The sequence below is a fragment of the Pseudomonas putida genome, from assembly GCA_041071465.1.
GTDB classification, from domain to species: domain Bacteria; phylum Pseudomonadota; class Gammaproteobacteria; order Pseudomonadales; family Pseudomonadaceae; genus Aquipseudomonas; species Aquipseudomonas putida_P.
The window spans coordinates 104,847-130,847 of sequence record CP163498.1 but is presented as its reverse complement, the minus strand read 5'-3'; the positions used below and the strand labels follow the sequence as shown (position 1 = coordinate 130,847).

Below are 26,001 nucleotides of genomic sequence, written 5' to 3'. Positions count from 1 at the left end.
TTAACGCTGGCCGAACTGGCCGCCAGGCGCCAACTGTCATCAGATCGGAGTTTCGAAGACCATGACTGTGGAAACACAAAAGGAAACGTTGGGCTTCCAGACTGAGGTGAAGCAGCTGCTGCACCTCATGATTCACTCGTTGTACTCCAACAAGGAAATCTTCCTGCGGGAGCTGATTTCCAACGCCTCCGACGCCGCTGACAAGCTGCGTTTCGAAGCCCTGGGCAAGCCAGAGCTGCTCGAAGGCGACGCCGACCTGAAAATTCGCCTGAGCTTCGACAAGGACGCCGGTACCGTGACCCTCGAGGACAACGGCATCGGCATGAGCCGCGAAGACGTCATCGCCCACCTGGGTACCATCGCCAAGTCCGGCACCGCCGACTTCATGAAGAACCTCACCGGTGACCAGAAGAAGGACTCGCACCTGATCGGTCAGTTCGGCGTGGGCTTCTACTCCGCGTTCATCGTTGCCGACAAGGTTGACGTGTACAGTCGCCGTGCTGGCCAGCCAGCGGCCGAGGGTGTGCACTGGTCGTCGAAAGGCGAGGGCGAGTTCGAAGTCGCCACCATCGACAAGCCACAGCGCGGCACCCGCATCGTCCTGCACCTGAAGAAGGACGAACTGGAATTCGCTGATGGCTGGCGCCTGCGCAACGTGGTCAAGAAATACTCCGACCACATCGCTCTGCCGATCCAGTTGCCCAAAGAGCAGGCTGGCGCTGAAGGTGAAGAACAGCCGGCCGAAGAGTGGGAAACCGTCAACCGCGCCAGCGCCCTGTGGACCCGTTCGCGCACCGAGGTGAAGGACGAGGAGTACCAGGAGTTCTACAAGCACATCGGCCATGACTTCGAAAACCCGCTGGCCTGGAGCCACAACAAGGTCGAAGGCAAGCTCGAATACAACTCGCTGCTGTACGTGCCGGCCCGTGCGCCGTTCGACCTGTACCAGCGCGAAGCACCGCGCGGCCTGAAGCTGTACGTGCAGCGTGTGTTCATCATGGACCAGGCCGAGTCGTTCCTGCCGCTGTACCTGCGCTTCATCAAGGGTGTGGTCGATTCCAACGACCTGTCGCTGAACGTGTCGCGTGAAATCCTGCAGAAAGACCCGATCATCGATTCGATGAAGACCGCGCTCACCAAGCGCGTGCTGGACATGCTGGAGAAACTGGCGAAGAACGAACCCGAGCAGTACAAGGGCTTCTGGAAGAACTTCGGCCAAGTGTTGAAAGAAGGCCCGGCCGAAGACTTCGCCAACAAGGAGAAAATCGCCGGCCTGCTGCGCTTCGCTTCCACCCAGGACGACAGCGGCGAGCAGAGCGTCGCCCTGGCCGACTACCTGGCCCGTGCGAAGGAAGGCCAGGACAAGATCTACTACCTCACCGGCGAGTCGTACGCGCAGGTCAAGAACAGCCCGCACCTGGAAGTCTTCCGCAAGAAAGGCATCGAAGTGCTGCTGCTGACCGACCGTATCGACGAGTGGCTGATGAGCTACCTCAACGAATTCGACGGCAAGGCCTTCGTTGACATCGCCCGTGGCGATCTGGACCTGGGCAAGCTGGATTCGGAAGAAGACAAGAAAGCCCAGGAAGAAGTCGCCAAGGACAAGGAAGGCCTGGTCGAGCGCCTGAAAGGCGCGCTGGGTGACAGCGTGGCCGAAGTGCGCGTGTCGCACCGCCTGACCGACTCGCCGGCAATCCTGGCCATTGGCGAGCAGGACCTGGGCCTGCAGATGCGTCAGATTCTGGAAGCCAGCGGGCAGAAGGTGCCGGAGTCCAAGCCGATCTTCGAGTTCAACCCGAGCCACCCGCTGATCGAGAAGTTGGACAACGAGCAGAGCGAAGACCGCTTCGCCGAGCTGTCGCACATCCTGTTCGATCAGGCGGCCCTGGCGGCCGGTGACAGCCTGAAGGACCCGGCGGCGTACGTTCGTCGCCTGAACAAGCTGCTGGTCGAGCTGTCTGCTTGAGTTGATGCACAGGAAAGCCCGCTTCGGCGGGCTTTTTTCATGGTGAGCTAAGGAGTGCTTGATGAGCAAGGTAATCGTCGAATCGTTGGTTTATCACCTGTCCGGCAAAACCTATGAAAGCCGCCTGGTCTATGAGCCAGGTGCGCTGCCGAAGCCCGGCCTGGTGATGGCGCCGAACTGGATGGGCATTGGCGAAGGCGCCGAGCGTATCGCCAAGGAAGTGGCCGAGAAGGGCTACGTGGTGTTGATTGCCGACCTGTACGGTCAATCGGTGCGCCCGTCCAACGCCGACGAGGCGGGTGCGGCGATGATGCCGTTGAAGAATGATCGCAGCGAGCTGCGCAAGCGCATGCAGGAAGCCCTGGCGCAGTTGCTGGGGCAGTCGAAGGCGCTACTGGAGCCGGGCAAGGTCGCAACCTTCGGCTTTTGCTTCGGTGGCTGCTGTGCGCTGGAGCTGGCGCGTACCGGCGCCGACCTGCGTGCGGCGGTGTCGTTCCACGGCACCCTGGACACGCCGAACCCGGAGGATGCCAAGCGCATCAAGGGCTCGGTGCTGGTGCTGCATGGCGCTGCCGACCCATTGGTGCCGAAAGAGCAGCTGCCGGCGTTCGAGGACGAGATGAACGCCGCCAAGGTGGACTGGCAGTTGCTGAGCTATGGCGGGGCAGTGCACTCGTTCACCGACCCGAATGCCAATGTGCCGGGTAAGATGCAGTACGACCGCCGTACCTCGGAGCGGGCGTTCCGGTCGATGCATAACCTGCTGACGGAAGTGTTCCAGCGTTGAGATCGCAGGGGGCCGTAACGCGGCCCCCAACATTACCGTGGCAGCTCGATCCTGGAGGTTTCCCCGGGCACCACTGGCCAATCCCTCGCCGCCCAGCGTGCCCTGGCCTGCTCGATCAGCTCCGGGTCACTGGCCACGAAGTTCCAGTTCATCCGCCGTGGACCATCCAGCGGCTCCCCGCCAATCAGCACCAGCTGGCACTCACCCTCCGCGTACAGTGTCACGTCTTCGCCCTCTGGCAGTACCACCAGGCTGCACGGCTCCACGTCCGCGTCGTTCATCTGCAACTCGCCATCCAGCAGGTACAGTGCTCGCTGCGCATGCTCGGTGGGTATCGGCAAGGTGGTTGCCGGCTGCATCCGTACATGGGCATAAAGGGTAGGGGAGAGCACCGGTACCGGTGACTCCAGGCAGAACCCGCTGCCTGCAATCATGCAGATGCGCACCCCCAGGCTGTCACTGACGGGCAGGCTCGCGGCCGGGTGATGGCTGTAGCTTGCCGGGCCTTGCTCATGCTCGCGCGGCGATGCCAGCCATACCTGCAGCCCATGCAGGCGCGAGCCATGGGCCAGGGCATCTTCTGGGGTGCGCTCGACGTGGGCCACGCCGCTGCCTGCGGTCATCCAGCTGACATCACCCGGCAGCACACGCTGTGCCGAGCCGAGGCTGTCCTTGTGCAGGATCGCCCCTTCAAACAGGTAGGTGAGGGTCGACAAGCCGATATGCGGGTGTTGGCGGATGTCCATGCCATGCCCGGGGGCATAGTCGGTTTCGAGCATATGGTCGAAGAACACGAACGGGCCGACGCTGCGGCACTGGGCCGAAGGCAGCGGGCGCAGGATCGGCTGGCCCTCGACCGATTCGGCGCGCGGGCGGATGATCAGGGGGCTGCTCATGGGGTGTGTTCCAGGCGAGGTGGGTGTGCACCCAGCATAGCGGTTTGCCCGCTTCGGCTGAACCGTCTCGTTTGCCGGCCGGTCTACTGTTCTCGTATTTGTAGAAGGAAGCAGCCCATGATTGCCAGAGCGCTGGCCTGCGTAATGTTGTCTGCCTCGCTTTGCCAGGCGGCACACGCGCGCGACTACCGCTACAGCGACGCCCACCTGCACTACGTCGACTTCTTTCAGGAAAGCGAAGGCATGCCGGCGTTGCTCAAGGCCATGGACGCCGCAGGCATCGAGCAGTCGATGATTTCCGGCATTCCAGTGGCCAAGAAATGGCACGAAGACGAACCCAAGCGCCCACGCTATTACGCCGGTGACGACGCCGATGCCTATTGGTACAGCGCCACCGACACCTATGTGGCAGCGGCCCTGGAGCAGTTGCCGATTGAGCAACGAAAACGCTTTCATCCGTTTTTGACCGGCTTCAACCCGGTGGACAAGAACGCTGTCAGCCACATCGAGCGTATGCTCGAAATGAACCCGGGGTTATGGCAGGGCATTGGCGAGGTGTTCACCCGCCACGATGACCTGACCGCGCTGACCAGTGGCGACACACCGCGCGCCAACAACGAGGCCATGACGCGTATCTACCATTTGGCGGCCGAGCGTGACCTGCCGGTGCTCCTGCATTCCAACATCACCTCCAAGCGCGAGCGCAACCCGCTGTACCTGGCGGAGATTGAAGAGCCACTGCGCAATCACCCGCATACACGGTTCATCTGGGCGCATGCGGGCAGCAGCATGGAGATACACCGCCACCAGACGCAGATGGGTTTTCTGTTGCCGGTGCTCACGCGATTGCTGGAGGACTACCCGAACTTGTATGTCGACCTGTCGTGGAGTGTGCTGCAGCCTTATCTGCTGGATGACAAAGGCGTGCCGCGCAAGGAATGGCTGGCGCTGGTCGAGCGCTATCCAGAGCGGTTCATGCTGGGGTCGGATGTGGTGGGGCGGTTTGGCAGCCTGGGTGAGCAGATGCACGGGTTCAAGCCGTTTCTGGATGCCTTGCCGATAGAGGTGGCCAACAAAGTGGTCCGCGATAACTTTCTGGCTGTACTGCCCAGGCAGAAATAAGTGCGACAGGTTAAAAATAAAAACGCCCCGAACCAGTCGGGGCGTTTTCATTTACCGCAGTAGCGTCTTACTTGCCTTCCCAGCGCTTGAGCACCAGGGTGGCGTTTGTGCCGCCGAAGCCGAAGCTGTTGCTCATGACCGTGTCGATCTTGGCGTTTTCTTCGGTGTTACGCAGGATTGGCAGGTCGGCGACCTCTGGGTCCAGCTCATCGATGTTGGCGGAGCCGGCGATGAAGTTGTTTTCCATCATCAGCAGGCAGTAGATCGCCTCGTGCACGCCGGCGGCGCCCAGCGAGTGGCCCGACAGGCTCTTGGTCGAGCTGATCTTCGGTGCCTTGTCGCCGAACACGGCGCGAACACCTTTGATCTCGGCCACGTCACCGACCGGAGTCGAAGTACCGTGGGTGTTCAGGTAGTCGATCGGGGTGTCGACGGTAGCCAGCGCCTGCTGCATGCAGCGGATGGCACCTTCGCCGCTCGGGGCAACCATGTCATAGCCGTCGGAAGTTGCACCGTAGCCAACGATTTCGGCGTAGATCTTGGCGCCACGGGCCAGGGCGTGTTCCAGCTCCTCGACCACCACCATGCCGCCGCCACCTGCGATGACGAAGCCATCACGGTCGGCGTCATAGGCGCGCGAAGCCAGTTCCGGGGTTTCGTTGCGTTTGGTCGACAGGGCGCCCATGGCATCGAACAGGAACGACTGGCTCCAGTGCTCTTCTTCACCACCACCGGCGAAGACGATGTCTTGCTTGCCCCACTGGATCTGCTCCAGGGCGGTGCCGATGCAGTGTGCCGAAGTGGCGCAGGCCGACGAGATCGAGTAGTTCAGGCCCTTGATCTTGAACGGAGTGGCCAGGCACGCCGAAACGGTGCTGCCCATGGTGCGGGTAACGCGGTACGGGCCGACGCGCTTGACGCCTTTCTCGCGCAGGGTGTCCAGCGCTTCCATCTGGTTCAGGGTCGAGGCGCCGCCGGAGCCAGCCACCAGGCCAGTACGCGGGTTGGAAACCTGCTCTTCGGTCAGGCCAGCGTCCTTGATCGCGTCCTGCATCGCCAGATAGGCGTAGGCCGCGGCGTGGCCGACGAAGCGGTAGACCTTGCGGTCGATCAGTTCTTCGAGGTTGAGGTCGATGGACCCGGAAACCTGGCTGCGCAGCCCCATTTCCTTGTATTCCGGGTTGAAACGGATACCCGGACGGCTGTTACGCAGGTTTTCGGTGACGGTCTCTTTGTCATTGCCCAGGCACGATACGATGCCCAGACCAGTGATAACGACGCGGCGCATGCGAATAACCCTTAGAAATTGTCAGTGGAGGTGAACACGCCGACCCGCAGGCCTTCGGCAGTGTAGATCTCGCGGCCGTCGACGCTGACCGAGCCATCGGCGATGGCCATGTTCAGCTTGCCCTTCAGGACGCGCTTGATGTGAATGTTGTAGGTGACTTTCTTGGCGCTAGGCAATACCTGGCCAAAGAACTTCACTTCGCCCGAACCCAGCGCGCGGCCACGGCCTGGCAGACCCTGCCAGCCCAGGAAGAAGCCGACCAGCTGCCACATGGCGTCAAGGCCCAGGCAGCCCGGCATGACCGGATCGCCTTCGAAATGGCAGGCGAAGAACCACAGGTCCGGGGTGATATCCAGCTCGGCGACCAATTCACCTTTGCCGTACTTGCCGCCTTCTTCGCTGATATGGGTGATGCGATCGACCATCAGCATGTTCGGCGCGGGCAGTTGCGCATTACCTGGGCCGAACAGCTCACCGCGACTGCAGCGCAGCAGGTCTTCCCGAGTAAAGGCGTGTTGTTTGGTCATGCGAGCTCCTCAATAACCCCCTGTGGCAGGGGATGAATCTTCCCGGCCGGCCCGAAAACCAATGGCTTCGAGACGGCAGCCTACAGGTAGACTATTGCGTTGTGGTGAAAGTCACAGCGCACCTGCCGAAAGAAGTACAGGTGTGCACTGAAACGTCTATTTTCAGGTCCGATGAAGGTCCTGTCCAGTGTTTAAGACTGCCGCACTTTAGCATTTATCGCCAGTCGCGGTTGTCCGACCGGGTAACCAGCGCTGCAGCACCCGCTGCAGTTCGGTGCGGCGCAAGGGTTTGCTCAGGTAGTCGTCCATGCCAGCGGCCATGCAACGCTCGCGGTCGCCCTGCAAGGCGTTGGCGGTCAGGGCGATGATCGGTAGCCCGGCGCCGTTGGGCAACTGGCGGATGCGCCGGGTGGCTTCATAGCCGTCCAGGTGTGGCAGGCGGCAATCCATCAGCACGGCGGCGAAGCGCTGCTGGCCAACCAGGTCGACCGCCTCAAGGCCATCCTCGGCCGTGCATACCACAAGCCCCAGGCTGCGCAGCATGGCCTCGATGACGCTTTGGTTGACCGGGTTGTCCTCTACCAGCAGTACCTGATCATTGTCGGGCACTATCGTTGGCGCAGTGGTGGGCGGCTTCAGTGGGACGGGGGCAGGGGTGGCGAGGGCCAGTGGCATTTCCAGGGTGAAAGTCGACCCCAGGCCCTCACGGCTTTCACCGCGCAGCTTGCCGCCCATGCGCTCGGCCAAGGTGCGGGCGATCGAAAGCCCCAGCCCGGTGCCGCCATAACGGCGGGAAATCGAGCTGTCGGCCTGCTGGAAAGCGATGAACATCATTTCCAGGCGGTCGCTGTCGATGCCGATGCCGGTGTCGCGCACGCTGCAGGTCAGCCAGATCAGTTGCCGATCGAGTACCTGCCAACGTGCTTCGACCTGTACCTGCCCGCGTTCTGTGAATTTCAGGGCGTTGCCTATCAGGTTCAGCAGGATTTGGCGGATGCGCGTGGGGTCGCCGTTCACCTGCAGTTGCTCGAAGCCGGCCGGCAGTTGCAGGTGCAGGCCCAGGCCGCGCTGCTGGGCGCTGTGCTGGAACGACTGGACACTGCTGGTGATCAACTCGCCGAGATTGAAGTCGATGTGCTCCAGTTGCAGCGCGGCGCGCTCGATACGCGAAAAGTCGAGGATGTCGTTGATGACCTTCAGCAAATGCCCGGTGGACTCGCTGGCCACTGCCGTGTAATCGGCCTGCTCGCTGCTCAGCGGTGTGGTTTCCAGCAACTGCAGCATGCCTAGCACGCCATTCATCGGTGTGCGCAGCTCATGGCTCATCATGGCCAGGAAGTCCGATTTCGCGCGGTTGGCCTGTTCAGCCTCCTCGCGAGCCTGGATCAATTCGGCAATGGCCTGCTTCTGTTCATCGCTGGCCTGTTCCAGGGCGCTGGCCAGGTTGTTGATGTGACGCGCCAGGTGGCCCAGTTCGCTGTCGTCCACCACCGGCAAGGGGGTGTTGTACTCGCCCTGCTGAATGGCCTTGACCGCATGCCCCATGTCGCTGATCGGCTTGGCCAGGCTCAGGGCCAGGCGGCGAGCCAGCAAAAAGGTGAACAGCAGGGCGAACAGTGCAAGGATCCCGGCCTTGATCACGATTTCCTGTTGCCGCTGGCTGAAGGCATCATCGGACATGCCGACTATCACCCGGCCCAGGTAGTCGTCACCAATGGCCGGGGTGGTGGCCTTGCCCTGTTGCAGGAAATCGTTGTCCAGGCGGATCTGTTGCAGGCGGATGGGCGCCTGGAACACTTCTACCTGTTGTGCGCGGTTGGCGCTTTCGTCGGACTGCTCCACGTACACGAGGATGTGGTTGCGGCTGTCCTGCACTTCCAGAAAACGCACATGCGGGATGCTGAGGGTGGCGCGCATCAGCCCTTCAAGTACTTCGTTGTTGCCCGAAATCACCCCGTACTCCGACGCCGGTGCCAACTGGTTGGCGATCAGTTGCCCGGTGTGGTTGAGTTCCTGGCGCAGGTCCTGGATACGCACGAAGGTAAAGAAGCTGATCAACAGCAAGGTCAGCAGCAGGGCAGGGCCGAGGCTGATGATCTGGGTGCGGGTATGAATGTCCCAGCTCAAGCGCTTGGTCATGGGGTGGGGTCTCCTGCGGCCAGGGCCTTGGCGGCGGCGTTCGGATCGATCGGTTCAAGGCCCAGGGCGCGGGCCACCTGCTGGTTGCCACTGACGCCATAGCGTGTCGGGTACAGGCTGCGCGGCCAGCGCGCAGGCGGCTGATCGAGCAACTGGTCGAGCTCCGCCAGCCAGTCGTCCTGATCGCTGTAGGTGCTGGCCAGGGCGCCGGCGCGAACAAAACCGGCGTTCGGCCCGATCAGGGCCATCTGTCGACCATAGCTGCTCAGCAGCAGGTTCTTCGCGGTCTTGGAGTTGTACAGGTTGGGTCGTCCAGGCCCAGCAGCACATCGCTGCTACCCAGCAGATGCTGCAGCGGCCGGCTGTCACGCGGGTCGGACCAGTCCTGGGCGATGATCTCCAGGCCTAGGGGGCGTGCGGCATGGCGCAACTCGTCGAGCAGAAAACTGCTGTGCTCACCGTACAACACCCCAATGCGCTGGGCCTGCGGCAGCAGGTAGCGCGTCAGGCGCAATTGCCGGCCCAACGGCGCGTCACTCCACAGCAAGGTGAGAAACGCGGGGCGCGACTTTCCCAGGCGCTGTTCAGCCTGTACCCGGCTGACCCGCATGGCCAGGGCCGGTGGGCCGGCGGTTTCGCCCAGCCGCCACTCCAGTGCGGAGCTGTCGAGCAGGATCAAACGCTGGTCGGCTTTGAGCTTGCTCGGGCGCGGCAGGTCGGCTGTGGTCTGGAAATGCACATGATCGTGGGGCCGACGGCTTTCCAGCGCGGCGACGAAACTGCGGATACCGGGCTGGTCCTCAGCCCCCACCAGCAGGATTTCACTGGCCGACAGTGGCCCCAGCGGCCACAGGCACAGCAGCAACAGGCGCAGCAACAGGGCCATCAGAACTCCAGCTCCGCGCTGACGCTCAGGCGGTGGCGGCTGTCGAAGCGGTTCTGGACTGCCGTGGTTGGCTCGTCGTCCAGGCGCTGCTGCCACAGCGCTGCCAGCTCCAGGTTGCTGCCAACCACTCGAAAGCGCTTGGCCAGGCGTAGGTCCAGGCGTTCATAGCGGTACTGGTTGAGAGCATCGTCGCCGTAGTAGAACAGTGCACTCGACCAGCCGGCACCCCATTCGCGCATCCACCCGGCCGAGCCGCTGTTGTGGGCGCTGAGGCGGCGGTCGTCGGGGTTGCTGGCCCAGGCATCGACGTAGGCGTAAGTCAGGCGCAGGCGGTCGCGCAGGGTCGGGCGCCAATCCAATTGTGCCTCGCTGCCGCTGAACCGGGCCTTGTTGGCGTTGCTGGCGATGTACTGGTTGTTCTTCAGCGGTTCACTGATCATGCCGGTGATCTCGTCGTAGAACAGCTTCACATCCATGTTCAAGCCAATGTCGCTGAAAAAGCCGTTGTAGCCCAGCTCGCGCGAGCGCATGCGTTCCTGGTCGAGGTCGCCGGGGCCACGGGTCTTGACGAAGTATTCACCGTGCTGCTGGCCGAACGCGTTGGTGCTGAGGTTCTTGACCGTGTAGCTCCAGTTGACGTTGTTCTCGAACATGTCGGGCGAGCGCACTGCCTCGGAATACACCGCACGCAGGCCATGGCGTGGGGTGATCAGGTAGTTGACCGCGACACGTGGCGTCAGCGAGCTGCCAGACAGGCGCGAGTCTTCGAACATGGCCCCGCCCTGAAGGATCCAGTGCTCGTCGGCGCGCCACTCCAGCTGGCCGAACAGGCGCCAGGTCTGGTCGTCGAGGCTGCCGTTGAAGTAGGTCTGCGAGTCGGCACGGTCATAGCGGTAGTTCATGCCACTGAGCAGGCGAAGGCTGTCGGTCAGGCTCAGGGTATCCTGGATCTCCAGGTCGTAGCGGGTTTCGCGGGTGCTCTGGTCGACATCGCCGCAGACCGGCTGGTTGCCGCCGGCCTTCCATTGCTCCTGCACTTTGTTCGAGAGGGCACTCAACACCGGGTCGCTGGTCGTTGGCAGGTCGCCCAGGGCGACACCGCGCGCTACTTTTTCGGCAAAGTCGGGGTTCATTTGCCAGAGCTGGGTCAGTTCGGCGCTGAACGATTCTAGGGCATCACAGGCGCGCCATACCTGCTGGCGATCGAAATGCTGCGCCGAACCCTGAATATAGAGGCTGTGCTCGGAACTGAAATCCTTGGTCCAGCGCAACGAGCCGGCATAGTCCTTGGCATTGACGTCTGCGTTGTTGCCTGCCTCGTACTTGGCGAACACCGGCTGATAGGTATAAGGCCGCTGGTTGCTACCTTCCTTTGCCGCCAGTTGCCATTCCAGGGTCTGGTCAACCGCCAGGTTGTGGCTGGCACTGAGGTTGAAGCGGGTCAGGCGGCGGCTGTCGCGGTAGTCCTGGCCGAACTGGTTTTCATCGAAGCCGTCGTCTTGCTGGCCCGACACCGACAGGCGCATGTCACCGCCGTCCCAGCCAAAGCCGTGGCTGGCGTAGAAATCGTTGATGCCATCCTGGCCGCGGGTCACCTTCAGCCGCGTGCCATGGCTGTCGGCGGGGTTGCGGGTGAGGATGTTCACCACCGCCATCAGGGCGTTGGCGCCGTAGCTGACGGTGTTTGGGCCGCGGAACACCTCGATGCGCTCGATATCCTCCATGGCCAGGGGAATGTCGCTCCAGTCAACCGTGGCCAGGCCTGCGCGGTACACCGAGCGGCCATCGATCAAAACCTGCATGCGGCGTGCGTCGTTGACGTTGCTGCCGTGGTAGTTGACCGTGGGCTGGTTGCCGGCACCGTAGCCGATCATCATGCCGGGTACCAGGCGCAGCAGCTCAGGGATGTCACGGGCACCGCTGGCGCGGATCAGCTCGCTGTCGAGGACCGTCATGCTGCCCGGGACCGCCGCCGGGGATTGTTTCAGGCGTGTGGCGGTCAGAACCTGTGGCAGGTCGGACGTGTCGATGAACAGGTCGTCGGCCACGGCTGGGCCACCGAGCAGGGCAGTCAGTATGAGCAGGCGCGGGTACGGGGGCGTGCCAGGGAACACGGAGCAGCCTTGTATCAGAGTTGAAACAGGCATGGTAACTGACCTTGGCGTATTTGCCAGTGATCTGGGTTACCTGTACTGGTTCTGTAGCAGGCGAGCCGTATAATGGCGGGGTCGCCACTTAACTTTTGGCTTTAACGGATTGGATATGACTGAACAGCAACCTGTTGCAGTTCTGGGAGGCGGCAGCTTCGGCACCGCCGTGGCGAACCTGCTGGCGGAAAACGGTGTGCCAGTGCGCCAATGGATGCGCGACCCGGCGCAGGCCGAGGCCATGCGCGTCAATCGCGAGAATCCGCGCTACCTCAAGGGCATCCGCCTGCACGATGGCGTCGAACCGGTCAACGACCTGCTCGCTACCCTGCAGGCCAGCGAGTTGGTCTTCGTGGCCCTGCCATCGAGCGCGTTGCGCAGCGTGCTGGCACCGCATGCCGAGTTGCTGCGCGGCAAGGGCCTGGTCAGCCTGACCAAAGGCATCGAAGCGCAAAGCTTCAAACTGATGAGCCAGATACTTGAAGAAATCGCCCCCCAGGCGCGTATTGGCGTGTTGTCGGGGCCCAACCTGGCGCGCGAGATCGCCGAACACGCACTGACTGCCACAGTGGTGGCCAGTGAAGACGAAAAGCTGTGCCAGCAGGTGCAGGCCGTGCTGCACGGGCGTACCTTCCGCGTCTACGCCAGTGCCGACCGTTTTGGCGTCGAACTGGGCGGGGCGCTGAAGAACGTCTACGCGATCATTGCCGGCATGGCCGTGGCCTTGGGGATGGGCGAGAACACCAAGAGCATGCTGATTACCCGGGCCTTGGCTGAAATGACGCGCTTTGCTGTCAGCCAAGGTGCCAACCCCATGACCTTCCTCGGCCTGGCCGGTGTCGGTGACCTGATCGTCACCTGCTCCTCGCCCAAGAGCCGCAACTATCAGGTTGGCTACGCGCTGGGCGAGGGGCACAGCCTGGAAGAGGCGGTCAACCGCCTGGGCGAAGTGGCCGAAGGGGTCAACACGCTCAAGGTGCTCAAGGCCAAGGCTCAGGAAGTGCAGGTGTACATGCCGCTGGTGGCTGGCCTGCATGCCATTCTGTTCGAAGGGCGCACCTTGAACCAAGTGATCGAGCACCTGATGCGTGCCGAGCCCAAAACCGATGTCGACTTCATTTCCATCAGCGGTTTCAACTGAGCCCTTGGTGGCTCTGACACAAGCAAGGAGCAACACATGAACGATACGCCCGAACGCGCCCAGCGCGAGTCGATCATCCTGCGGGTCCTGTGGATGCTGGTGTTCCTGGTGGTCTGGCAACTGGCCGAACTGCTGCTGGGTGGCCTGGTGCTGGTCCAGCTGATCTACCGTCTGGTGTACGGCGCGCCCAGTGCCAGCCTGATGAACTTCGGCGATAGCTTGAGCCAGTACCTGGCGCAAATCGGCCGTTTTGGCAGCTTCCACAGCGACCAGAAGCCCTGGCCGTTCGCGGACTGGCCGGCCCCGCGTGCGCCCGAAGGTGAAGCCGCCCATGCCGTGGCCCCGGCCCCACACCCGGTGCGTGACGAGGAACCCAAGCTGTGAAACTGTGGGTGCTGCGCCACGGGGAAGCGGAGCCACGGGCCAATACCGATGCCGAGCGCCGGCTGACCGCCCATGGCCGCGAGCAGGTGCTGCACAGCGCCGCTCGCCTGCTGGGGCAACCGTTGCAGGCCATCATCGCCAGCCCTTACGTGCGCGCACAGCAGACGGCGGTGCTGGTGCATGACACCCTGGGCTTCGCCGAGCCGGTGCGCACCGTGCCTTGGCTGACGCCCGAGAGTGATGTGCAGCAGGTCATCGGCGAGCTCGAACGCCTGGGGCTTGAGCATGTACTGCTGGTCAGCCACCAGCCGTTGGTGGGCACCTTGGTCGGAGTGCTGGAGCATGGTCACAAGCAGCAGCCGGCAGCCATGAGCACTGCCAGCCTGGCGGAGCTGGAAGGGGATTGGCCACTGGCAGGGCTCATGACGCTTCGGGTGATCAGCTCACCGGGTTGAGCTTGGTGTTGCACGGTGGCCCTGGCCATCAAGAAGGCAACTGGTATTTTTGCCAGTTGCCGCGCTTTATGGCCTCTTGCTAGCGTTGCTCAAAGTCAATCAGGCAGGGAGCAGCGAATGAGCGGTGTGATGCGGGAGCTATTGAGCTCCCTGGACCTGCAACCCACCATAGACCAGGTTGATCAGGGTACTTCGCTGGATTTCGCGCAATACAGCCTGCTGCGCGAATCGGCCGACGCCAAGCTTTACCACCTGATGCACACGGTAAACGGCAACCTCGAACTGGAACCTGCTGTCAGGCAGCAAAGCGAGCTGGACCTGCGCGCCCTGCAGGACGCCTGCATACGTGTCTCCCACCTGTTGCAAACCAGTTGCCTGGCCTTGCGCCGGCTGCAACTGGACTATCACGACCAGCGCCTGGCCCGCGAAGCGCTGGAGAGCCAACTGGCCTACATGCAAGCCTGCCTGCGCCGTTCGCTGAGCAGCTTCGACCGCTCGGCATGACCTGATAGCCCTCGCCGATGACCTTTACGGACATTGCCGAACCGCACCGGGATGCCGACAATAGGCCATCACTCCCGTGCGGACCTGGCGCCATGTCGCAGCAGATCTTCTTCGCCCATGCCAATGGTTTCCCCTCGGCCACCTACGGCAAGCTGTTCGCAGCGCTGGCGCCGGACTATCAGGTGCAGCACCTGGCCCAGCACGCGCATGATCCTCGTTTTCCGGTGGACGAAAACTGGCAAAGCCTGGTCGATGAGCTGTTGCATCACCTGGCGCAACAGGATCAGCCCATCTGGGGCGTCGGCCATTCGCTGGGTGGGGTGCTGCACCTGCACGCCGCCTTGCGCTGCCCCGAGTACTACCGTGGGGTGGTGATGCTCGATTCCCCCGTGCTCACCCGTGCCGACCAGTGGCTGCTGCGCACTGCCAAGCGCTTGGGCTTCATCGACCGAATCACCCCCGCCGGGCGCACCTTGGGGCGCCGCGAAACCTTCAAGGACCGTGACAGCGCCCGGGACTATTTCGCCGGCAAGTCACTGTTCCGCCATTTCGATCCCGACTGCCTCGACGCTTATGTAGAGCACGGCCTGCAGTTGCGCTTCGACCCGGCTACGGAAATCAGCATCTACCGCAGCATCCCTCATACCAGCCCAGCCCCCGCACGGCAGTTGCAGGTGCCGCTGGCCATGGTGCGTGGCGACCGTAGCAATGTCATTCGCCGCCACCATACCCTGGCAGTGCGCGGCATGCTCAAAGGTGAATACCACAGCGTACCGGGTGGGCACATGTTCCCGCTGGAGCGCCCGGCCGACACCGCCAGCCTGATCAAGGGGCTGTTCGACCGCTGGAGCCAGGCATGAGCGCGCAGGTCGAGGAAATCCGCCTGAGCCTGGGCCATATCGAACTGGCTGCGCACTTGTTCGGCCCTGAAGACGGGCTGCCAGTGATTGCCTTGCATGGCTGGTTGGACAACGCCAATAGCTTCGCCCGCCTGGCGCCGCGACTGAAAGGGCTGCGCATCGTCGCCCTGGACCTGGCCGGGCACGGTTACTCGGAGCACCGCCCGCTTGGCGCCGGTTACGCCCTGGCCGACTATGCCCATGATGTGCTGCGCGTTGCCGAGCAGTTGGGTTGGCAGCGTTTCGCCCTGCTGGGCCATTCGCTTGGCGCAATCATTTCGGTACAACTGGCCGGTGCCTTGCCCGACCGGGTCAGCCACCTGGCGTTGATCGACGGTGTCATCCCCCCGACCGGCGCCGAGCAGGATGCAGGCGAGCGCTTGGGGATGGCACTGCAGGCCCAGTTGCGGCTGGATGGCAAGCGCAAGTCGGTGTACGCGACACTGGAGGATGGTGTGCATGCCCGGATGAAAGGCATGGTCGCGGTCAGCCGTGAGGCGGCCGAGCTGCTGGCCCAGCGTGGCCTTATGCCGGTGCCCGGTGGCTACAGCTGGCGTAGCGACAGCCGCCTGACACTGCCATCACCGGTGCGCCTGAGTGAAGCACAGGCCATGGCCCATGTGCGTCGGGTGAGCTGCCCGGCGCAGTTGCTGGTGGCTGCCGACGGCATGCTGGCGCGCCACACGGCGCTACTGGAGCAGCTACCCTTTGAGCAGGTGACGCTGCCCGGCGGCCATCACCTGCACCTGAACGATGAGCAGGGCGCGGCCCTTGTCGCAGACTGTATCAATCGCTTCTTTGGCTTTGCTTGACTTGCACCGGACAAGTGTCGAGGCTTGGCGGGTTGAACAGGGAGACAACCATGCAACTGCCAGACATCCTGGAGCTTCTTTCCGGCGCTAAGCGCCGCCTGGTTCGCCAATGAGCGCGCCTGTTGCCATCCGTAACGCCATCACCGCCTGCCTGGCGTTCGCCAGCCCCCTATTGTGGGCCGGCGGCTTGCCGGTACCGCAGGACGCCAAGGTTGTCGACCAGCGTCCGGCCGTGGAGCAGGAGCGCGTCTACCCGATGGGCCCGCTACGCAAGATCAGTGGTCGCCTGCGGGTCGACGACAAGGTCGAGAGCCGTGGCCAAGTCAGCTCGGTGACCTACGAGTTGCCCGTCGAGCGTACTGCCCGCGAAGCCTTCACCAGTGCCCGCGAAGAACTGCAGCGCGACGGTGGCTACCCATTGTTCTGGTGCCAGGGGCGCGATTGCGGTGAGGCTAGCCTGTGGGCCAACGACGTGTTCGCCAATGCCCGCCTCAACGGTGGCGACGAGCAGCAGGCGTTCATCCTGCTACGCCGCTCCGCGGACGAGGCCGACACCCTGGTTGCGCTGTACAGCGTTACCCGTGGCAACCGCCGTGCCTACCTGCATGTGGAAGAGTTCGTCGCCGGCAGCCCGCTGGGCGAGCTGCTGCCCACCGCCGCCACGGTGCTGCGCGAAATGCGCGACACCGGCAAGCTCGACTACCCTGACCTTGCTGCGCCGCAAGACACCTGGGTGAACCTGCTGGCCCGCAGCCTGAACCTCGACAGCACCTTGCGCGCCAGCCTCAGCGGCGCCCAGGCCGAAGCCTGGCGCGAGGCGCTGATCAAGGCCGGGGTGCGCAATGGCCGTCTTGAAGTCGGCAGTGCGCCTACAGACGGCCTGCACCTTGAACTGATCCGTTGAACGAGCGCCACCATGGTTAACAATGATCGCCTGCTGGTCCAGATTCTGCTGCTGGCGTTGCTGGGTGCCGGCCTTTGGGTGATGGCGCCCTTCATTTCGGCGTTGCTGTGGGGGGCCATCCTGGCCTTTGCCAGTTGGCCGTTGATGCGCCTGCTGACGCGCTTGCTGGGCGGACGTGAGACGCTGGCGGCCAGCCTGCTGACCACGGCCTGGATCCTGATCGTGGCACTGCCGTTGGTGTGGCTAGGGTTCAACCTGGCCGATCATATTCGCGATGCCACGGCGTTTGTACGTGACGTGCAGGTCGACGGCTTGCCCGAAGCGCCGGCCTGGCTGGGAGGCATTCCGTTCGTCGGTGAGCGCCTGGTCAACTGGTGGCAATCGCTCGACCAACAGGGCGCGGCCTTGCTCGCTTCGGCCAAGCCATACTTCGGGCAGGTGGGCAACTGGTTGCTGGCGCGCAGCGCACAGATCGGCAGCGGTGTGCTGGAACTGACCCTGAGCCTGGTGTTCGTGTTCTTCTTCTACCGCGACGGGCCACGCCTGGCGGCCTTCGTATTGCGCTTGCTGCACCGGCTGATGGGCGAGCGTGCCGAGTATTACCTGCAACTGGTTGCCGGCACCGTGCAGCGGGTGGTCAACGGGGTGATCGGCACGGCGGCCGCACAGGGCCTGCTGGCGCTCATCGGCTTCCTGATCGCCGGGGTGCCCGGGGCGATCGTGCTGGGCCTGGTGACCTTCATGCTCAGCCTGATCCCCATGGGCCCACCACTGGCCTGGATCCCGGCCACCGGTTGGCTGGTGTGGAAGGGCGAGTACGGCATGGCAGTGTTCCTGGGTATCTGGGGTACCTTCGTCATCAGCGGCGTGGACAACGTGCTCAAGCCCTACCTGATCAGCCGTGGCGGCAACCTGCCGCTGGTGATCGTGTTGCTGGGCGTGTTCGGTGGCTTGCTTGCCTTTGGCTTCATTGGCTTGTTCATCGGGCCGACCTTGCTGGCGGTCGGTTACAGCCTGCTGCTGGACTGGAGCCGTAACGCCGCACAGCAGCCACCCCAGCAGTAAGCTTGTACCGGCCCCTTCGTGGATAACCCCGCGAAGAGGCCGGTACAGGTAGCCCAAAGAAGCTGATCTTTACGCATTCTTTATACCCACCCTTACCCCTCGATCTCGCCCCTTTACACCCCTCCCACGGACAATTTCCCCAAAGCGGCCCAAGCCGCATACGGGGAGAACGACACATGAACATGCTCGACGGGCTGTCACTGCTGCTGGCGGTGGCATTGGCGTTTTACCTGCTGGTGGCGCTGCTGCGCGCCGATCGCAGCTAGGGAGCGGCCATGCACAGTTACGATTTCGCCTTGCTCCTGGCATTCTTCGCCATCGTGCTGCTACCGGCACCTTGGCTCGGGCGGTTCTACTTCAAGGTCATGGAAGGCCAGCGTACCTGGCTTTCGCCGCTGCTGGGCCCGGTCGAACAGGTCTGTTATCGGCTGGCGGGTGTGAACGCCAGCCAGGAGCAGAACTGGCGGCAGTACACCCTGGCCCTGCTGGTGTTCAACCTGGCCGGCTTCCTGCTGTTGTTCGCCGTGCTGCTGTTGCAGGGCTACCTGCCATTAAACCCGCAGCACCTGCCTGGCCAGGAATGGTCGCTGGCGTTCAACACCGCAGTCAGCTTCGTCACCAACACCAACTGGCAAGCCTACAGCGGTGAGGCGTCGGTCAGCTACTTGAGCCAGATGCTTGGCCTGACCGTGCAGAACTTCGTCAGTGCCGCCACCGGCCTAGCCGTGCTGGTTGCCTTATGTCGTGGTATTGCCCGGCGCAGCGCAACGACGCTGGGCAATTTCTGGGTCGACATGACCCGCGCTACCCTGTACGGCTTGCTGCCGCTGTGCCTGTTGTTGGCGCTGTTGCTGGTATGGCAGGGTGTGCCACAGACCTTTGCCGATTACGCCCACGCGCTGACCTTGCAAGGTGCTGACCAGACCATTCCGTTGGGCCCTGCCGCCAGCCAGATCGCCATCAAGCAACTGGGCACCAATGGTGGCGGCTTCTTCGGTGTCAACTCGGCGCACCCCTTCGAGAACCCCACGGCCTGGAGCAACCTGTTCGAAGTGGCGTCGATCATCCTCATTCCGGTGGCCTTGGTGTTCACCTTCGGCCATTACGTGAAGGACCTGCGCCAAAGCCGTGCCATCCTCGCCTGCATGCTGGCGCTGTTTCTGATCGGCGGCGGCACGGCGCTGTGGTCCGAGCACCAACCCAACCCGGCGCTGGAAAGCGCCCAGGTGCAGCAGGCAGCACCCATGGAGGGTAAGGAAAGCCGCTTCGGCACCACCGGTTCGGTGTTGTGGACGGTAACCACCACCGCTGCCTCCAACGGCTCGGTCAACGCCATGCATGACAGCCTCAACCCGCTGACCGGCATGGTGGCCATGGTCAACATGATGGTTGGCGAGGTGATTTTCGGCGGTGTTGGCGCCGGGTTGTACGGCATGCTGCTGTTTGTGCTGATTGCAGTGTTTCTGGCCGGGCTGATGATTGGCCGTACCCCGGAGTACCTGGGCAAGAAGCTGCAGGCCCGTGAGGTGCAGTTGCTGGTGGCAACCCTGCTGGTGATGCCGGTCGGCGTGCTGGTGCTCGGCGCCATCGCCGCCAGCCTGCCTGGCCCTGCGGGGGCGGTCAGCAACCCAGGCGCGCATGGCTTCAGCCAGCTGCTGTATGCCTACACCTCGGGCACCGCCAACAACGGCTCGGCCTTCGCCGGCTTTGCTGCCAACACGGTGTACCACAACCTGATGATCGGCCTGGCCATGCTCATCGGCCGCTTTGGCTACATCCTGCCAATCCTGGCTTTGGCCGGCAGCCTGGCGGCAAAAAAAAGCGCGCCGCAGGGGCAGAACAGCTTCCCCACCCACGGCCCGCTGTTCACCGGCCTGCTGCTGGTGACCATCCTGCTGGTCGGTGGCCTGACCTTCCTGCCGACCCTGGCCCTTGGGCCAATCGCCGAACACCTGAGCCTGGGTTTTTGAGGACCGATCATGAACATGCCCATTCCTGAAGTGAACACCCGGCACAGTGCCAAGGACCAGACCCGCTTCGCCGCGCTATGGCGCCCGGCGCTGGTGCAGGCATTCGTCAAGCTCGACCCGCGCCAGCTAAAACGTTCGCCGGTGATGCTGGTGGTGGCCCTGACTGCGGTGCTGACCACCGTGCTGTGCTTCGCCCCCGGTGGTGGCGTGAGTACTGGCGTTGCCGTGCAGATTGCCCTGTGGTTGTGGTTTACCGTGCTGTTCGCCAACTTCGCCGAAGCCCTCGCCGAAGGCCGGGGCAAGGCCCGCGCTGACAGCCTCAAGGCTGGCAGCCAAGGCCTGACCGCTCAGCGACGCCAGCGTGCTGGCAGCTTTGAGACGGTCGCTGCCAGCGCGCTGCGCAAGGACGACGTGGTACGTGTGGTGGCCGGCGAGATGATCCCCGGTGACGGCGAAGTGCTTGAAGGCATCGCGGCCGTCAACGAGGCCGCCATTACCGGCGAGTCCGCGCCCGTGATCCGCGAATCCGGCGGCGACCGCTCGGCGGTGACCGGCAATACGCGGCTGGTCTCCGACTGGCTGCTGATTCGCATCACCAGCAACCCGGGCGAGTCGACCCTGGACCGCATGATCGCCCTGGTCGAAGGCGCCAAGCGGCAGAAGACCCCGAACGAAATCGCCCTCGACATCCTGCTGATCGGCCTGACCCTGATCTTCCTGATCGTGGTGGTGACCTTGCAGCCGTTCGCTCACTTCGTGGGTGGCAGCCTGCCGCTGATCTTCCTGGCCGCGCTGCTGGTGACGCTGATCCCCACCACCATCGGCGGCCTGCTATCGGCCATCGGCATCGCCGGCATGGACCGGCTGGTGCGGCTGAACGTCATCGCCCGCTCGGGCCGCGCGGTCGAGGCGGCCGGTGACGTGCACACGCTGATGCTCGACAAGACCGGCACCATCACCTTCGGCAACCGCCGCTGCAGCGCGTTGCATGCTGCACCGGGCATTACCGCTCGCGAGCTGGGGGAGGGCGCTTTGCTGGCCTCGCTGGCCGACGACACTGCCGAAGGCAAGTCGATTGTCGAATACCTGCGCCAGTTGCATGACTTTGTCGAACCGCCTGCCGGGCAGTTCGAAGCCGTGGCCTTCAGTGCCGAGACCCGCCTGTCGGGCATCGACTTCCAGCAGCATCGCTACCGCAAGGGCGCCGTCGATGCGGTGCTGGCATTCGTTGGCATGCAACGCCTAGAAATACCCCCGGCGCTGGCCCGCGAAGTGGAGCGCATCGCCCAAAGCGGCGGTACGCCATTGCTGGTGTGCATCGATAAACGCCTGCTGGGTGTCATTCACCTCAAGGACGTGGTCAAGCCTGGTATCCGCGAGCGCTTCGCCGAGCTGCGCAAGCTGGGCATTCGCACGGTGATGGTGACAGGCGACAACCCGCTGACCGCCGCAGCCATCGCCGCCGAAGCGGGGGTGGATGATGTGTTGGCCGAGGCCACGCCCGAGAAGAAGCTGGCGCGCATTCGCCAGGAGCAGAATGACGGCCGCCTGGTGGCCATGTGCGGTGACGGCGCCAACGACGCCCCGGCACTGGCCCAGGCTGATGTCGGCATGGCCATGAACGATGGCACCCAGGCCGCGCGTGAGGCGGCGAACATGGTCGACCTGGACAGCGACCCGACCAAGCTGCTGGACGTGGTGCAGGTTGGCAAGGAGTTGCTGGTCACCCGTGGTGCGTTGACCACGTTCTCCATTGCCAACGACGTGGCCAAGTACTTCGCCATCCTACCGGCGCTGTTCGCTGCCATTTACCCACAGCTGGGCGTGCTCAACCTGATGCACCTGGCCAGCCCGCAGAGCGCGATCCTGTCGGCCATCGTGTTCAACGCACTGATCATCATCGTGCTGATTCCACTGGCGCTGCGAGGTGTGCGGGTGCAGGCCGCCAGTGCGGCGCACCTGCTGCGGCGCAACCTGCTGGTCTACGGGCTGGGCGGCATCGTGGTGCCGTTTGCCGGCATCAAGCTGATCGACCTGCTGCTCAATGCACTGAACCTGGTCTGAGGAGGCCGCCATGAATGCTTATGTTCGCCCGGCGTTGAGCTTGGCTTTGTTGATGACGTTGCTGACTGGCGTGCTGTATCCGCTGGCGGTGACGGGTGTTGCCCAGGTCGCCTTCCCGAACCAGGCCAACGGTAGCCTGGTGCGCGATGAGCATGGCCAGGTGCGGGGGTCGGCACTGATCGCCCAGGATTTCCAGGGCGATGGCTGGTTCCATTCGCGGCCTTCGGCAGGTGCTTACGCTACCGTCGCCAGCAGCGCCAGCAACTTGTCGCCAAGCAACCCGGCGCTGGCTGAGCGGGTGAAGGGCGATGCGGCTACGTTGTTCCAGGCACAGCAGGGGCCCGTGCCGCAGGCGCTGCTCACCACCTCGGGCAGCGGCCTTGATCCACACCTGCCGCCGGAGGCTGTGGCCTACCAGATCCCGCGTGTGGCGGCGGCACGGCAGCTGCCGGTGGAGCGCTTGCAAGCCTTGCAGGAAGAGGCCACCCTCCACCCATTGATCGGCCCGCCGGTGGTCAATGTGCTGGCGTTGAACCAGAAGATCGAGCAACTGAGCCACTGATATTTGGGCCGCTTTGCGGCCCGGTTTTGGTCGACTGTGGCAAATCCTGAAGGATGAAACATGAGTGATTCCGCCCGCGCAGACGCGCTGTTGGCTAACCTTGCGCGAACCGGCCGGGGCCGGCTGAAGGTGTTCCTTGGCGCCGCCCCCGGTGTCGGCAAGACGTTTGCCATGCTCCAGGCCGCACACGCCCAGCAGCGTCAGGGCGTGCAAGTGCTGGCTGGCGTTGTCGAAACCCACGGCCGCGCCGAAACCGAAGCGCTGCTTGCCGGCCTTCAGCAACAGCCCTTGCTGCGCAGCCAGTACCGTGGCGTCACCCTTGAGGAAATGGACCTCGACGGCCTGCTCCAAGCCTCACCGGCCTTGGCCCTGGTCGACGAACTGGCCCACACCAACGCCCCCGGCAGCCGCCACGCCAAGCGCTGGCAGGACGTGCAGGAGTTGCTGGCCGCCGGTATCGACGTGTACACCACGGTCAACGTCCAGCACCTGGAAAGCCTCAACGACAAGGTGCGCGACATTACGGGCGTGCAAGTGCGCGAAACGCTACCGGACTGGGTGCTGCAGGAAGCCTTCGAGTTGGTGCTGATCGACCTGCCCCCGCGCGAGCTGCTCGAACGCCTGCGCGAAGGCAAGGTGTATGTGCCCGAGCAAGCGCGTGCGGCCATCGACGCGTACTTCTCGCAAACCAACCTCACCGCCCTGCGCGAACTGGCCATGCAGACCGCCGCTGCTCAGGTCGACGCTGACCTGGCCCACGGCTATCGCCAGCGCGGCCAGGAAGCCCCGGCCTTGCGCGGGCGGTTACTGGTAGGCGTGGACGGCGATGACCAGGCCGAACGCCTGGTGCGTCATGCCAGCCGTGTGGCTCAGCGCCGCCACCTGCCCTGGAGCCTGGTGCATGTGGACAACGGCCGCCTGCGTGACGAAACCGCGCGGCATCGTTTGCAGGCCGCGCAGCAACTGGCCGAACGTCTGGGTGGGGAGGTGGTGCTGCTGCGTGCTGGCGAAGTGGCGCGCACGTTGATCCAGCATGCTGCCGAGCGGCGGGCCAGTCTGGTGCTGGTCGGGCAGTCCCGCGACCGCCTGCGTCGGCGGCTGTTCGGGGCCGGTGTGGCGGCGCGGCTGCTGCGTGAAAGCCATGGCCTGGAAGTCAACGTGCTGGACCGCGACATGCAGCCGCCAGCGCCGCGTTCGGCGGTGCGGCGGGTATGGGTGTGGCGCCATTATCTGCTGGCGCTGCTGGCCACCGTGATGGCGGCGGGCCTGGCCTGGGCAGTGTCGAGCGTACTGGCGCTGCCCAACATCTCACTGGTGTTCCTGGCGGCAGTGTTGCTGGTGGCGGTGCGCAGCAGCCTGGGGCCTGCGTTGGCCTGCGCCGCGCTGTCGTTCCTGACTTACGATTTTCTGTTCATCCCGCCCAACTTCTCGTTCAGCATCCAGCGCGAAGAAGATGTGCTGACCCTGGTGTTCTTCCTGCTGATGGCCGCGCTCACCGGCAACCTGGCCGCGCGCCAGCGCCGCCAGTTGCAGGCACTGCGCGAGACCCAGGCGCAGACCAGCCAGTTGCTCGACCTGTCGCGTCGGCTGACGGTGGCCACCGATCGCCAAGCCGTGTTCAATGCCGCCGGCCAACATCTGGACGGCTGGCAGGACATGCAGGTGTGCCTACTTGAGCGCAATGCCGAAGGCCAGCTGGAAGTGGCCAGCGGCGAAGCCCACGCCCTCAGTGACACCGAACGGGCTGCCGCCGACTGGGCCTGGCAGCACGGCCAGGCCGCTGGCCATGGCAGCGACACCTTGCCCAATGGCCGCTGGTGGTGGTGGCCGCTGGCGGTGGACGAACAACCTCTGGCGCTGCTGGGCGTGCGCCCGCGCAACGGGCAGCCGCTCAGCGACCCACGCCGGCGCCTGCTCACCGCCCTTGGCCAGCCACTGGCCCAGGCCCTGGCCCGCGCTCGCCTGGCCGAACAACTGGAGGCCGCGCGCCTGCACGGCGAAACCGAGCAACTGCGCAGCGCCTTGCTGGCCTCGGTATCCCATGACTTGCGTACACCGTTGACCGCCATGCGTGGCAGCATCGACAGCCTGCTGGCGTTGGGCGAGGCGATCCCGGCTGAAGACCGCCGCGAGCTGTTGGAAGGCACCCGTAACGAGGCCGAACGCCTTGACCGCTACATCCAGAACCTACTGGACATGACCCGCCTGGGCCACGGTGGCCTCAAGCTGGCCCGCGACTGGGTAGCCCCGGCGGACATCGTCGGTAGCGCGCTTAACCGCCTGCGCGTGGTGCTGGCACCGCTGCGGGTGCACACCGACGTACCGGCCGAGCTGCCGTTGCTGTTCGTACATGCGGCGCTGATCGAACAGGCGCTGGTCAACGTGCTGGAAAACGCCGCACGCTTCTCCCCGACCCAGGGTCGCCTTGAGCTGCAGGTGGCCGTGCAGGATGACCAGTTGCGCTTTACCGTCCGCGATCAGGGCCCCGGCATTCCCGTCGCCGACCGCGAGAAGATCTTCGACATGTTCTACACCGCTGCTCGGGGCGACCGAGGCGGGCAGGGCACCGGGCTGGGCCTGGCGATCTGTCAGGGCATGATCGGCGCGCATGGCGGGCAGATTCTGGTGGGCGAAGGCATCGATGGCCAGGGCACCGGCATCACTCTATGCTTGCCGCTACCTCCTCAACCTGAAGCCGAAAGCGAAACCCCATGAGCCAGTCCGCCACGCTGTTGGTCATCGACGATGAACCGCAGATCCGCAAGTTCCTGCGCATCAGCCTGGCTTCGCAAGGCTACAAAGTGCTCGAAGCCGCTACCGGCGAGGAAGGGCTGGCCCAGGCAGCTTTGGGCAAGCCGGACCTGGTGGTGCTCGACCTGGGGCTGCCGGACATGGACGGCCAGCAGGTGCTGCGTGAACTGCGCGAGTGGAGCGCGGTGCCGGTGATGGTGCTGTCGGTGCGTGCCAGTGAAGTGCAGAAGGTCGATGCGCTGGATGGCGGTGCCAATGACTACGTGACCAAGCCGTTCGGCATCCAGGAGTTTCTCGCGCGGGTGCGGGCCTTGCTGCGCCAGGTGCCACAGGCCGGCGGCTCTGAGGTGGCGGCCAGCTTTGGGCCGCTGACCGTGAACTTCGCCTTTCGCCGGGTGACTATTGACGGTGTGGAAGTGGCGTTGACGCGCAAGGAGTATGCCTTGCTGGCGCTGTTGGCCGGTCACCCTGGGCGGGTGATCACCCAGCAGCAACTGCTCAAGGATATCTGGGGGCCGACGCATGTGGAGGACACTCATTACTTGCGGATCGTCGTAGGGCATTTACGGCAGAAGCTGGGGATGACCCCACGGCGCCAAGGTTTATCATCACCGAAGCGGGAGTGGGGTACAGGTTGGTGGCGCCGGCCGCATAAACCGAAATTATACGGACAGTGCCAATTCAGGGCGCTGTTCTCGACTCCAGGGCCAAGGAGCATCGGCTTCCTAACGA

The 26,001-nt window shown here is 63.9% G+C and carries 21 protein-coding genes and 2 pseudogenes; 17 read left to right on the top strand and 6 right to left on the bottom strand.

Annotation, left to right across the window (positions count from 1 at the left end):
* The first annotated feature begins 61 nt into the window (after positions 1-61).
* Both htpG and AB5975_00590 read left to right on the top strand, forming a co-directional pair.
* The gene (htpG, locus tag AB5975_00595; protein ID XDR20509.1) at positions 62-1,966 is read left to right on the top strand and encodes a molecular chaperone HtpG; all 1,905 of its coding nucleotides are present in this window, start codon (positions 62-64) and stop codon (positions 1,964-1,966) included.
* A gap of 61 nt (positions 1,967-2,027) precedes the next feature.
* Positions 2,028-2,753, top strand: a complete 726-nt coding sequence (locus AB5975_00590) for a dienelactone hydrolase family protein (protein XDR20508.1) — start codon at positions 2,028-2,030, stop codon at positions 2,751-2,753.
* A 32-nt stretch (positions 2,754-2,785) separates the two neighbouring features.
* Here AB5975_00590 and AB5975_00585 read toward each other — a convergent pair whose 3' ends face one another.
* The gene (locus AB5975_00585; protein ID XDR20507.1) at positions 2,786-3,649 is read right to left on the bottom strand and encodes a pirin family protein; all 864 of its coding nucleotides are present in this window, start codon (positions 3,647-3,649) and stop codon (positions 2,786-2,788) included.
* 117 nt (positions 3,650-3,766) lie between these two features.
* Between AB5975_00585 and AB5975_00580 the strand changes: the two genes are divergently transcribed.
* Positions 3,767-4,771 carry an amidohydrolase family protein gene (locus AB5975_00580; protein ID XDR20506.1) on the top strand — a complete coding sequence of 335 codons (1,005 nt, stop codon included), beginning with the start codon at positions 3,767-3,769 and terminating at the stop codon, positions 4,769-4,771.
* Positions 4,772-4,838: 67 nt separating this feature from the next.
* Here AB5975_00580 and fabB read toward each other — a convergent pair whose 3' ends face one another.
* From fabB to AB5975_00555, 5 genes and pseudogenes are all read right to left on the bottom strand, one after another.
* On the bottom strand, positions 4,839-6,059 hold the full coding sequence (fabB, locus tag AB5975_00575) for a beta-ketoacyl-ACP synthase I (GenBank protein ID XDR20505.1): 1,221 nt from the start codon (positions 6,057-6,059) through the stop codon (positions 4,839-4,841).
* An 11-nt stretch (positions 6,060-6,070) separates the two neighbouring features.
* Positions 6,071-6,586, bottom strand: a complete 516-nt coding sequence (fabA, locus tag AB5975_00570; protein ID XDR20504.1) for a 3-hydroxyacyl-[acyl-carrier-protein] dehydratase FabA — start codon at positions 6,584-6,586, stop codon at positions 6,071-6,073.
* A gap of 207 nt (positions 6,587-6,793) precedes the next feature.
* A complete protein-coding gene (locus AB5975_00565) occupies positions 6,794-8,725 on the bottom strand; it encodes an ATP-binding protein (protein ID XDR20503.1) in 1,932 nt (643 codons plus the stop codon).
* Positions 8,722-9,611 (bottom strand): annotated as a pseudogene (locus AB5975_00560) (ABC transporter substrate-binding protein). The gene AB5975_00565 and the pseudogene AB5975_00560 overlap by 4 nt, the downstream one beginning before the upstream one ends.
* On the bottom strand, positions 9,611-11,758 hold the full coding sequence (locus AB5975_00555; protein ID XDR20502.1) for a TonB-dependent receptor plug domain-containing protein: 2,148 nt from the start codon (positions 11,756-11,758) through the stop codon (positions 9,611-9,613). The pseudogene AB5975_00560 and the gene AB5975_00555 overlap by 1 nt, the downstream one beginning before the upstream one ends.
* A 115-nt stretch (positions 11,759-11,873) precedes the next feature.
* Here AB5975_00555 and AB5975_00550 point away from each other — a divergent pair, with 115 nt between their 5' ends.
* The 14 genes and pseudogenes from AB5975_00550 (at position 11,874) to AB5975_00485 (ending at position 25,924) form a co-directional block, all read left to right on the top strand.
* Positions 11,874-12,899, top strand: coding sequence for an NAD(P)H-dependent glycerol-3-phosphate dehydrogenase (locus AB5975_00550; GenBank protein ID XDR20501.1), 1,026 nt, complete (start codon positions 11,874-11,876; stop codon positions 12,897-12,899).
* A gap of 36 nt (positions 12,900-12,935) precedes the next feature.
* On the top strand, positions 12,936-13,283 hold the full coding sequence (locus AB5975_00545; protein XDR20500.1) for a DUF4389 domain-containing protein: 348 nt from the start codon (positions 12,936-12,938) through the stop codon (positions 13,281-13,283).
* Positions 13,280-13,738 (top strand): phosphohistidine phosphatase SixA, encoded by a 459-nt coding sequence (gene sixA, locus AB5975_00540; GenBank protein XDR20499.1) that lies wholly within the window; start codon positions 13,280-13,282, stop codon positions 13,736-13,738. The genes AB5975_00545 and sixA overlap by 4 nt, the downstream gene beginning before the upstream one ends.
* 129 nt (positions 13,739-13,867) lie before the next feature.
* Positions 13,868-14,242 (top strand): hypothetical protein, encoded by a 375-nt coding sequence (locus AB5975_00535; protein ID XDR23057.1) that lies wholly within the window; start codon positions 13,868-13,870, stop codon positions 14,240-14,242.
* A gap of 92 nt (positions 14,243-14,334) precedes the next feature.
* Entirely contained in the window at positions 14,335-15,102 is a 768-nt protein-coding gene (locus AB5975_00530) for an alpha/beta fold hydrolase (GenBank protein XDR20498.1), read from the top strand.
* A complete protein-coding gene (locus AB5975_00525; protein ID XDR20497.1) occupies positions 15,099-15,953 on the top strand; it encodes an alpha/beta hydrolase in 855 nt (284 codons plus the stop codon). Before AB5975_00530 ends, AB5975_00525 begins: the two co-directional genes overlap by 4 nt.
* A gap of 109 nt (positions 15,954-16,062) precedes the next feature.
* Positions 16,063-16,857, top strand: coding sequence for a DUF4892 domain-containing protein (locus AB5975_00520; GenBank protein XDR20496.1), 795 nt, complete (start codon positions 16,063-16,065; stop codon positions 16,855-16,857).
* 12 nt (positions 16,858-16,869) lie between these two features.
* The gene (locus AB5975_00515; GenBank protein XDR20495.1) at positions 16,870-17,922 is read left to right on the top strand and encodes an AI-2E family transporter; all 1,053 of its coding nucleotides are present in this window, start codon (positions 16,870-16,872) and stop codon (positions 17,920-17,922) included.
* Positions 17,923-18,098: 176 nt separating this feature from the next.
* On the top strand, positions 18,099-18,188 hold the full coding sequence (kdpF, locus tag AB5975_00510; protein ID XDR20494.1) for a K(+)-transporting ATPase subunit F: 90 nt from the start codon (positions 18,099-18,101) through the stop codon (positions 18,186-18,188).
* A 9-nt stretch (positions 18,189-18,197) separates the two neighbouring features.
* The gene (gene kdpA, locus AB5975_00505) at positions 18,198-19,892 is read left to right on the top strand and encodes a potassium-transporting ATPase subunit KdpA (GenBank protein ID XDR20493.1); all 1,695 of its coding nucleotides are present in this window, start codon (positions 18,198-18,200) and stop codon (positions 19,890-19,892) included.
* A 9-nt stretch (positions 19,893-19,901) separates the two neighbouring features.
* Positions 19,902-21,956 carry a potassium-transporting ATPase subunit KdpB gene (kdpB, locus tag AB5975_00500; GenBank protein XDR20492.1) on the top strand — a complete coding sequence of 685 codons (2,055 nt, stop codon included), beginning with the start codon at positions 19,902-19,904 and terminating at the stop codon, positions 21,954-21,956.
* Positions 21,957-21,966: 10 nt separating this feature from the next.
* Positions 21,967-22,518: a potassium-transporting ATPase subunit KdpC gene (gene kdpC, locus AB5975_00495; GenBank protein XDR20491.1), complete on the top strand. Its 552-nt coding sequence runs from the start codon at positions 21,967-21,969 to the stop codon at positions 22,516-22,518.
* A gap of 60 nt (positions 22,519-22,578) precedes the next feature.
* Positions 22,579-25,233: a DUF4118 domain-containing protein gene (locus tag AB5975_00490; protein ID XDR20490.1), complete on the top strand. Its 2,655-nt coding sequence runs from the start codon at positions 22,579-22,581 to the stop codon at positions 25,231-25,233.
* Positions 25,230-25,924: pseudogene (locus tag AB5975_00485) on the top strand (response regulator). Before AB5975_00490 ends, AB5975_00485 begins: the two are co-directional and overlap by 4 nt.
* The last annotated feature ends 77 nt before the right edge of the window (positions 25,925-26,001 follow it).

Excerpts from the sequence above, each read along its gene's own strand:
- htpG (XDR20509.1), top strand. The coding sequence starts at position 62 with ATGACTGTGGAAACACAAAAGGAAACGTTGGGCTTCCAGACTGAGGTG.
- AB5975_00590 (XDR20508.1), top strand. The coding sequence starts at position 2,028 with ATGAGCAAGGTAATCGTCGAATCGTTGGTTTATCACCTGTCCGGCAAA.
- AB5975_00585 (XDR20507.1), bottom strand. The coding sequence starts at position 3,649 with ATGAGCAGCCCCCTGATCATCCGCCCGCGCGCCGAATCGGTCGAGGGC.
- AB5975_00580 (XDR20506.1), top strand. The coding sequence starts at position 3,767 with ATGATTGCCAGAGCGCTGGCCTGCGTAATGTTGTCTGCCTCGCTTTGC.
- fabB (XDR20505.1), bottom strand. The coding sequence starts at position 6,059 with ATGCGCCGCGTCGTTATCACTGGTCTGGGCATCGTATCGTGCCTGGGC.
- fabA (XDR20504.1), bottom strand. The coding sequence starts at position 6,586 with ATGACCAAACAACACGCCTTTACTCGGGAAGACCTGCTGCGCTGCAGT.
- AB5975_00565 (XDR20503.1), bottom strand. The coding sequence starts at position 8,725 with ATGACCAAGCGCTTGAGCTGGGACATTCATACCCGCACCCAGATCATC.
- AB5975_00555 (XDR20502.1), bottom strand. The coding sequence starts at position 11,758 with ATGCCTGTTTCAACTCTGATACAAGGCTGCTCCGTGTTCCCTGGCACG.
- AB5975_00550 (XDR20501.1), top strand. The coding sequence starts at position 11,874 with ATGACTGAACAGCAACCTGTTGCAGTTCTGGGAGGCGGCAGCTTCGGC.
- AB5975_00545 (XDR20500.1), top strand. The coding sequence starts at position 12,936 with ATGAACGATACGCCCGAACGCGCCCAGCGCGAGTCGATCATCCTGCGG.
- AB5975_00535 (XDR23057.1), top strand. The coding sequence starts at position 13,868 with ATGCGGGAGCTATTGAGCTCCCTGGACCTGCAACCCACCATAGACCAG.
- AB5975_00530 (XDR20498.1), top strand. The coding sequence starts at position 14,335 with ATGTCGCAGCAGATCTTCTTCGCCCATGCCAATGGTTTCCCCTCGGCC.
- AB5975_00525 (XDR20497.1), top strand. The coding sequence starts at position 15,099 with ATGAGCGCGCAGGTCGAGGAAATCCGCCTGAGCCTGGGCCATATCGAA.
- AB5975_00520 (XDR20496.1), top strand. The coding sequence starts at position 16,063 with ATGAGCGCGCCTGTTGCCATCCGTAACGCCATCACCGCCTGCCTGGCG.
- AB5975_00515 (XDR20495.1), top strand. The coding sequence starts at position 16,870 with ATGGTTAACAATGATCGCCTGCTGGTCCAGATTCTGCTGCTGGCGTTG.
- kdpF (XDR20494.1), top strand. The coding sequence starts at position 18,099 with ATGAACATGCTCGACGGGCTGTCACTGCTGCTGGCGGTGGCATTGGCG.
- kdpA (XDR20493.1), top strand. The coding sequence starts at position 18,198 with ATGCACAGTTACGATTTCGCCTTGCTCCTGGCATTCTTCGCCATCGTG.
- kdpB (XDR20492.1), top strand. The coding sequence starts at position 19,902 with ATGAACATGCCCATTCCTGAAGTGAACACCCGGCACAGTGCCAAGGAC.
- kdpC (XDR20491.1), top strand. The coding sequence starts at position 21,967 with ATGAATGCTTATGTTCGCCCGGCGTTGAGCTTGGCTTTGTTGATGACG.
- AB5975_00490 (XDR20490.1), top strand. The coding sequence starts at position 22,579 with ATGAGTGATTCCGCCCGCGCAGACGCGCTGTTGGCTAACCTTGCGCGA.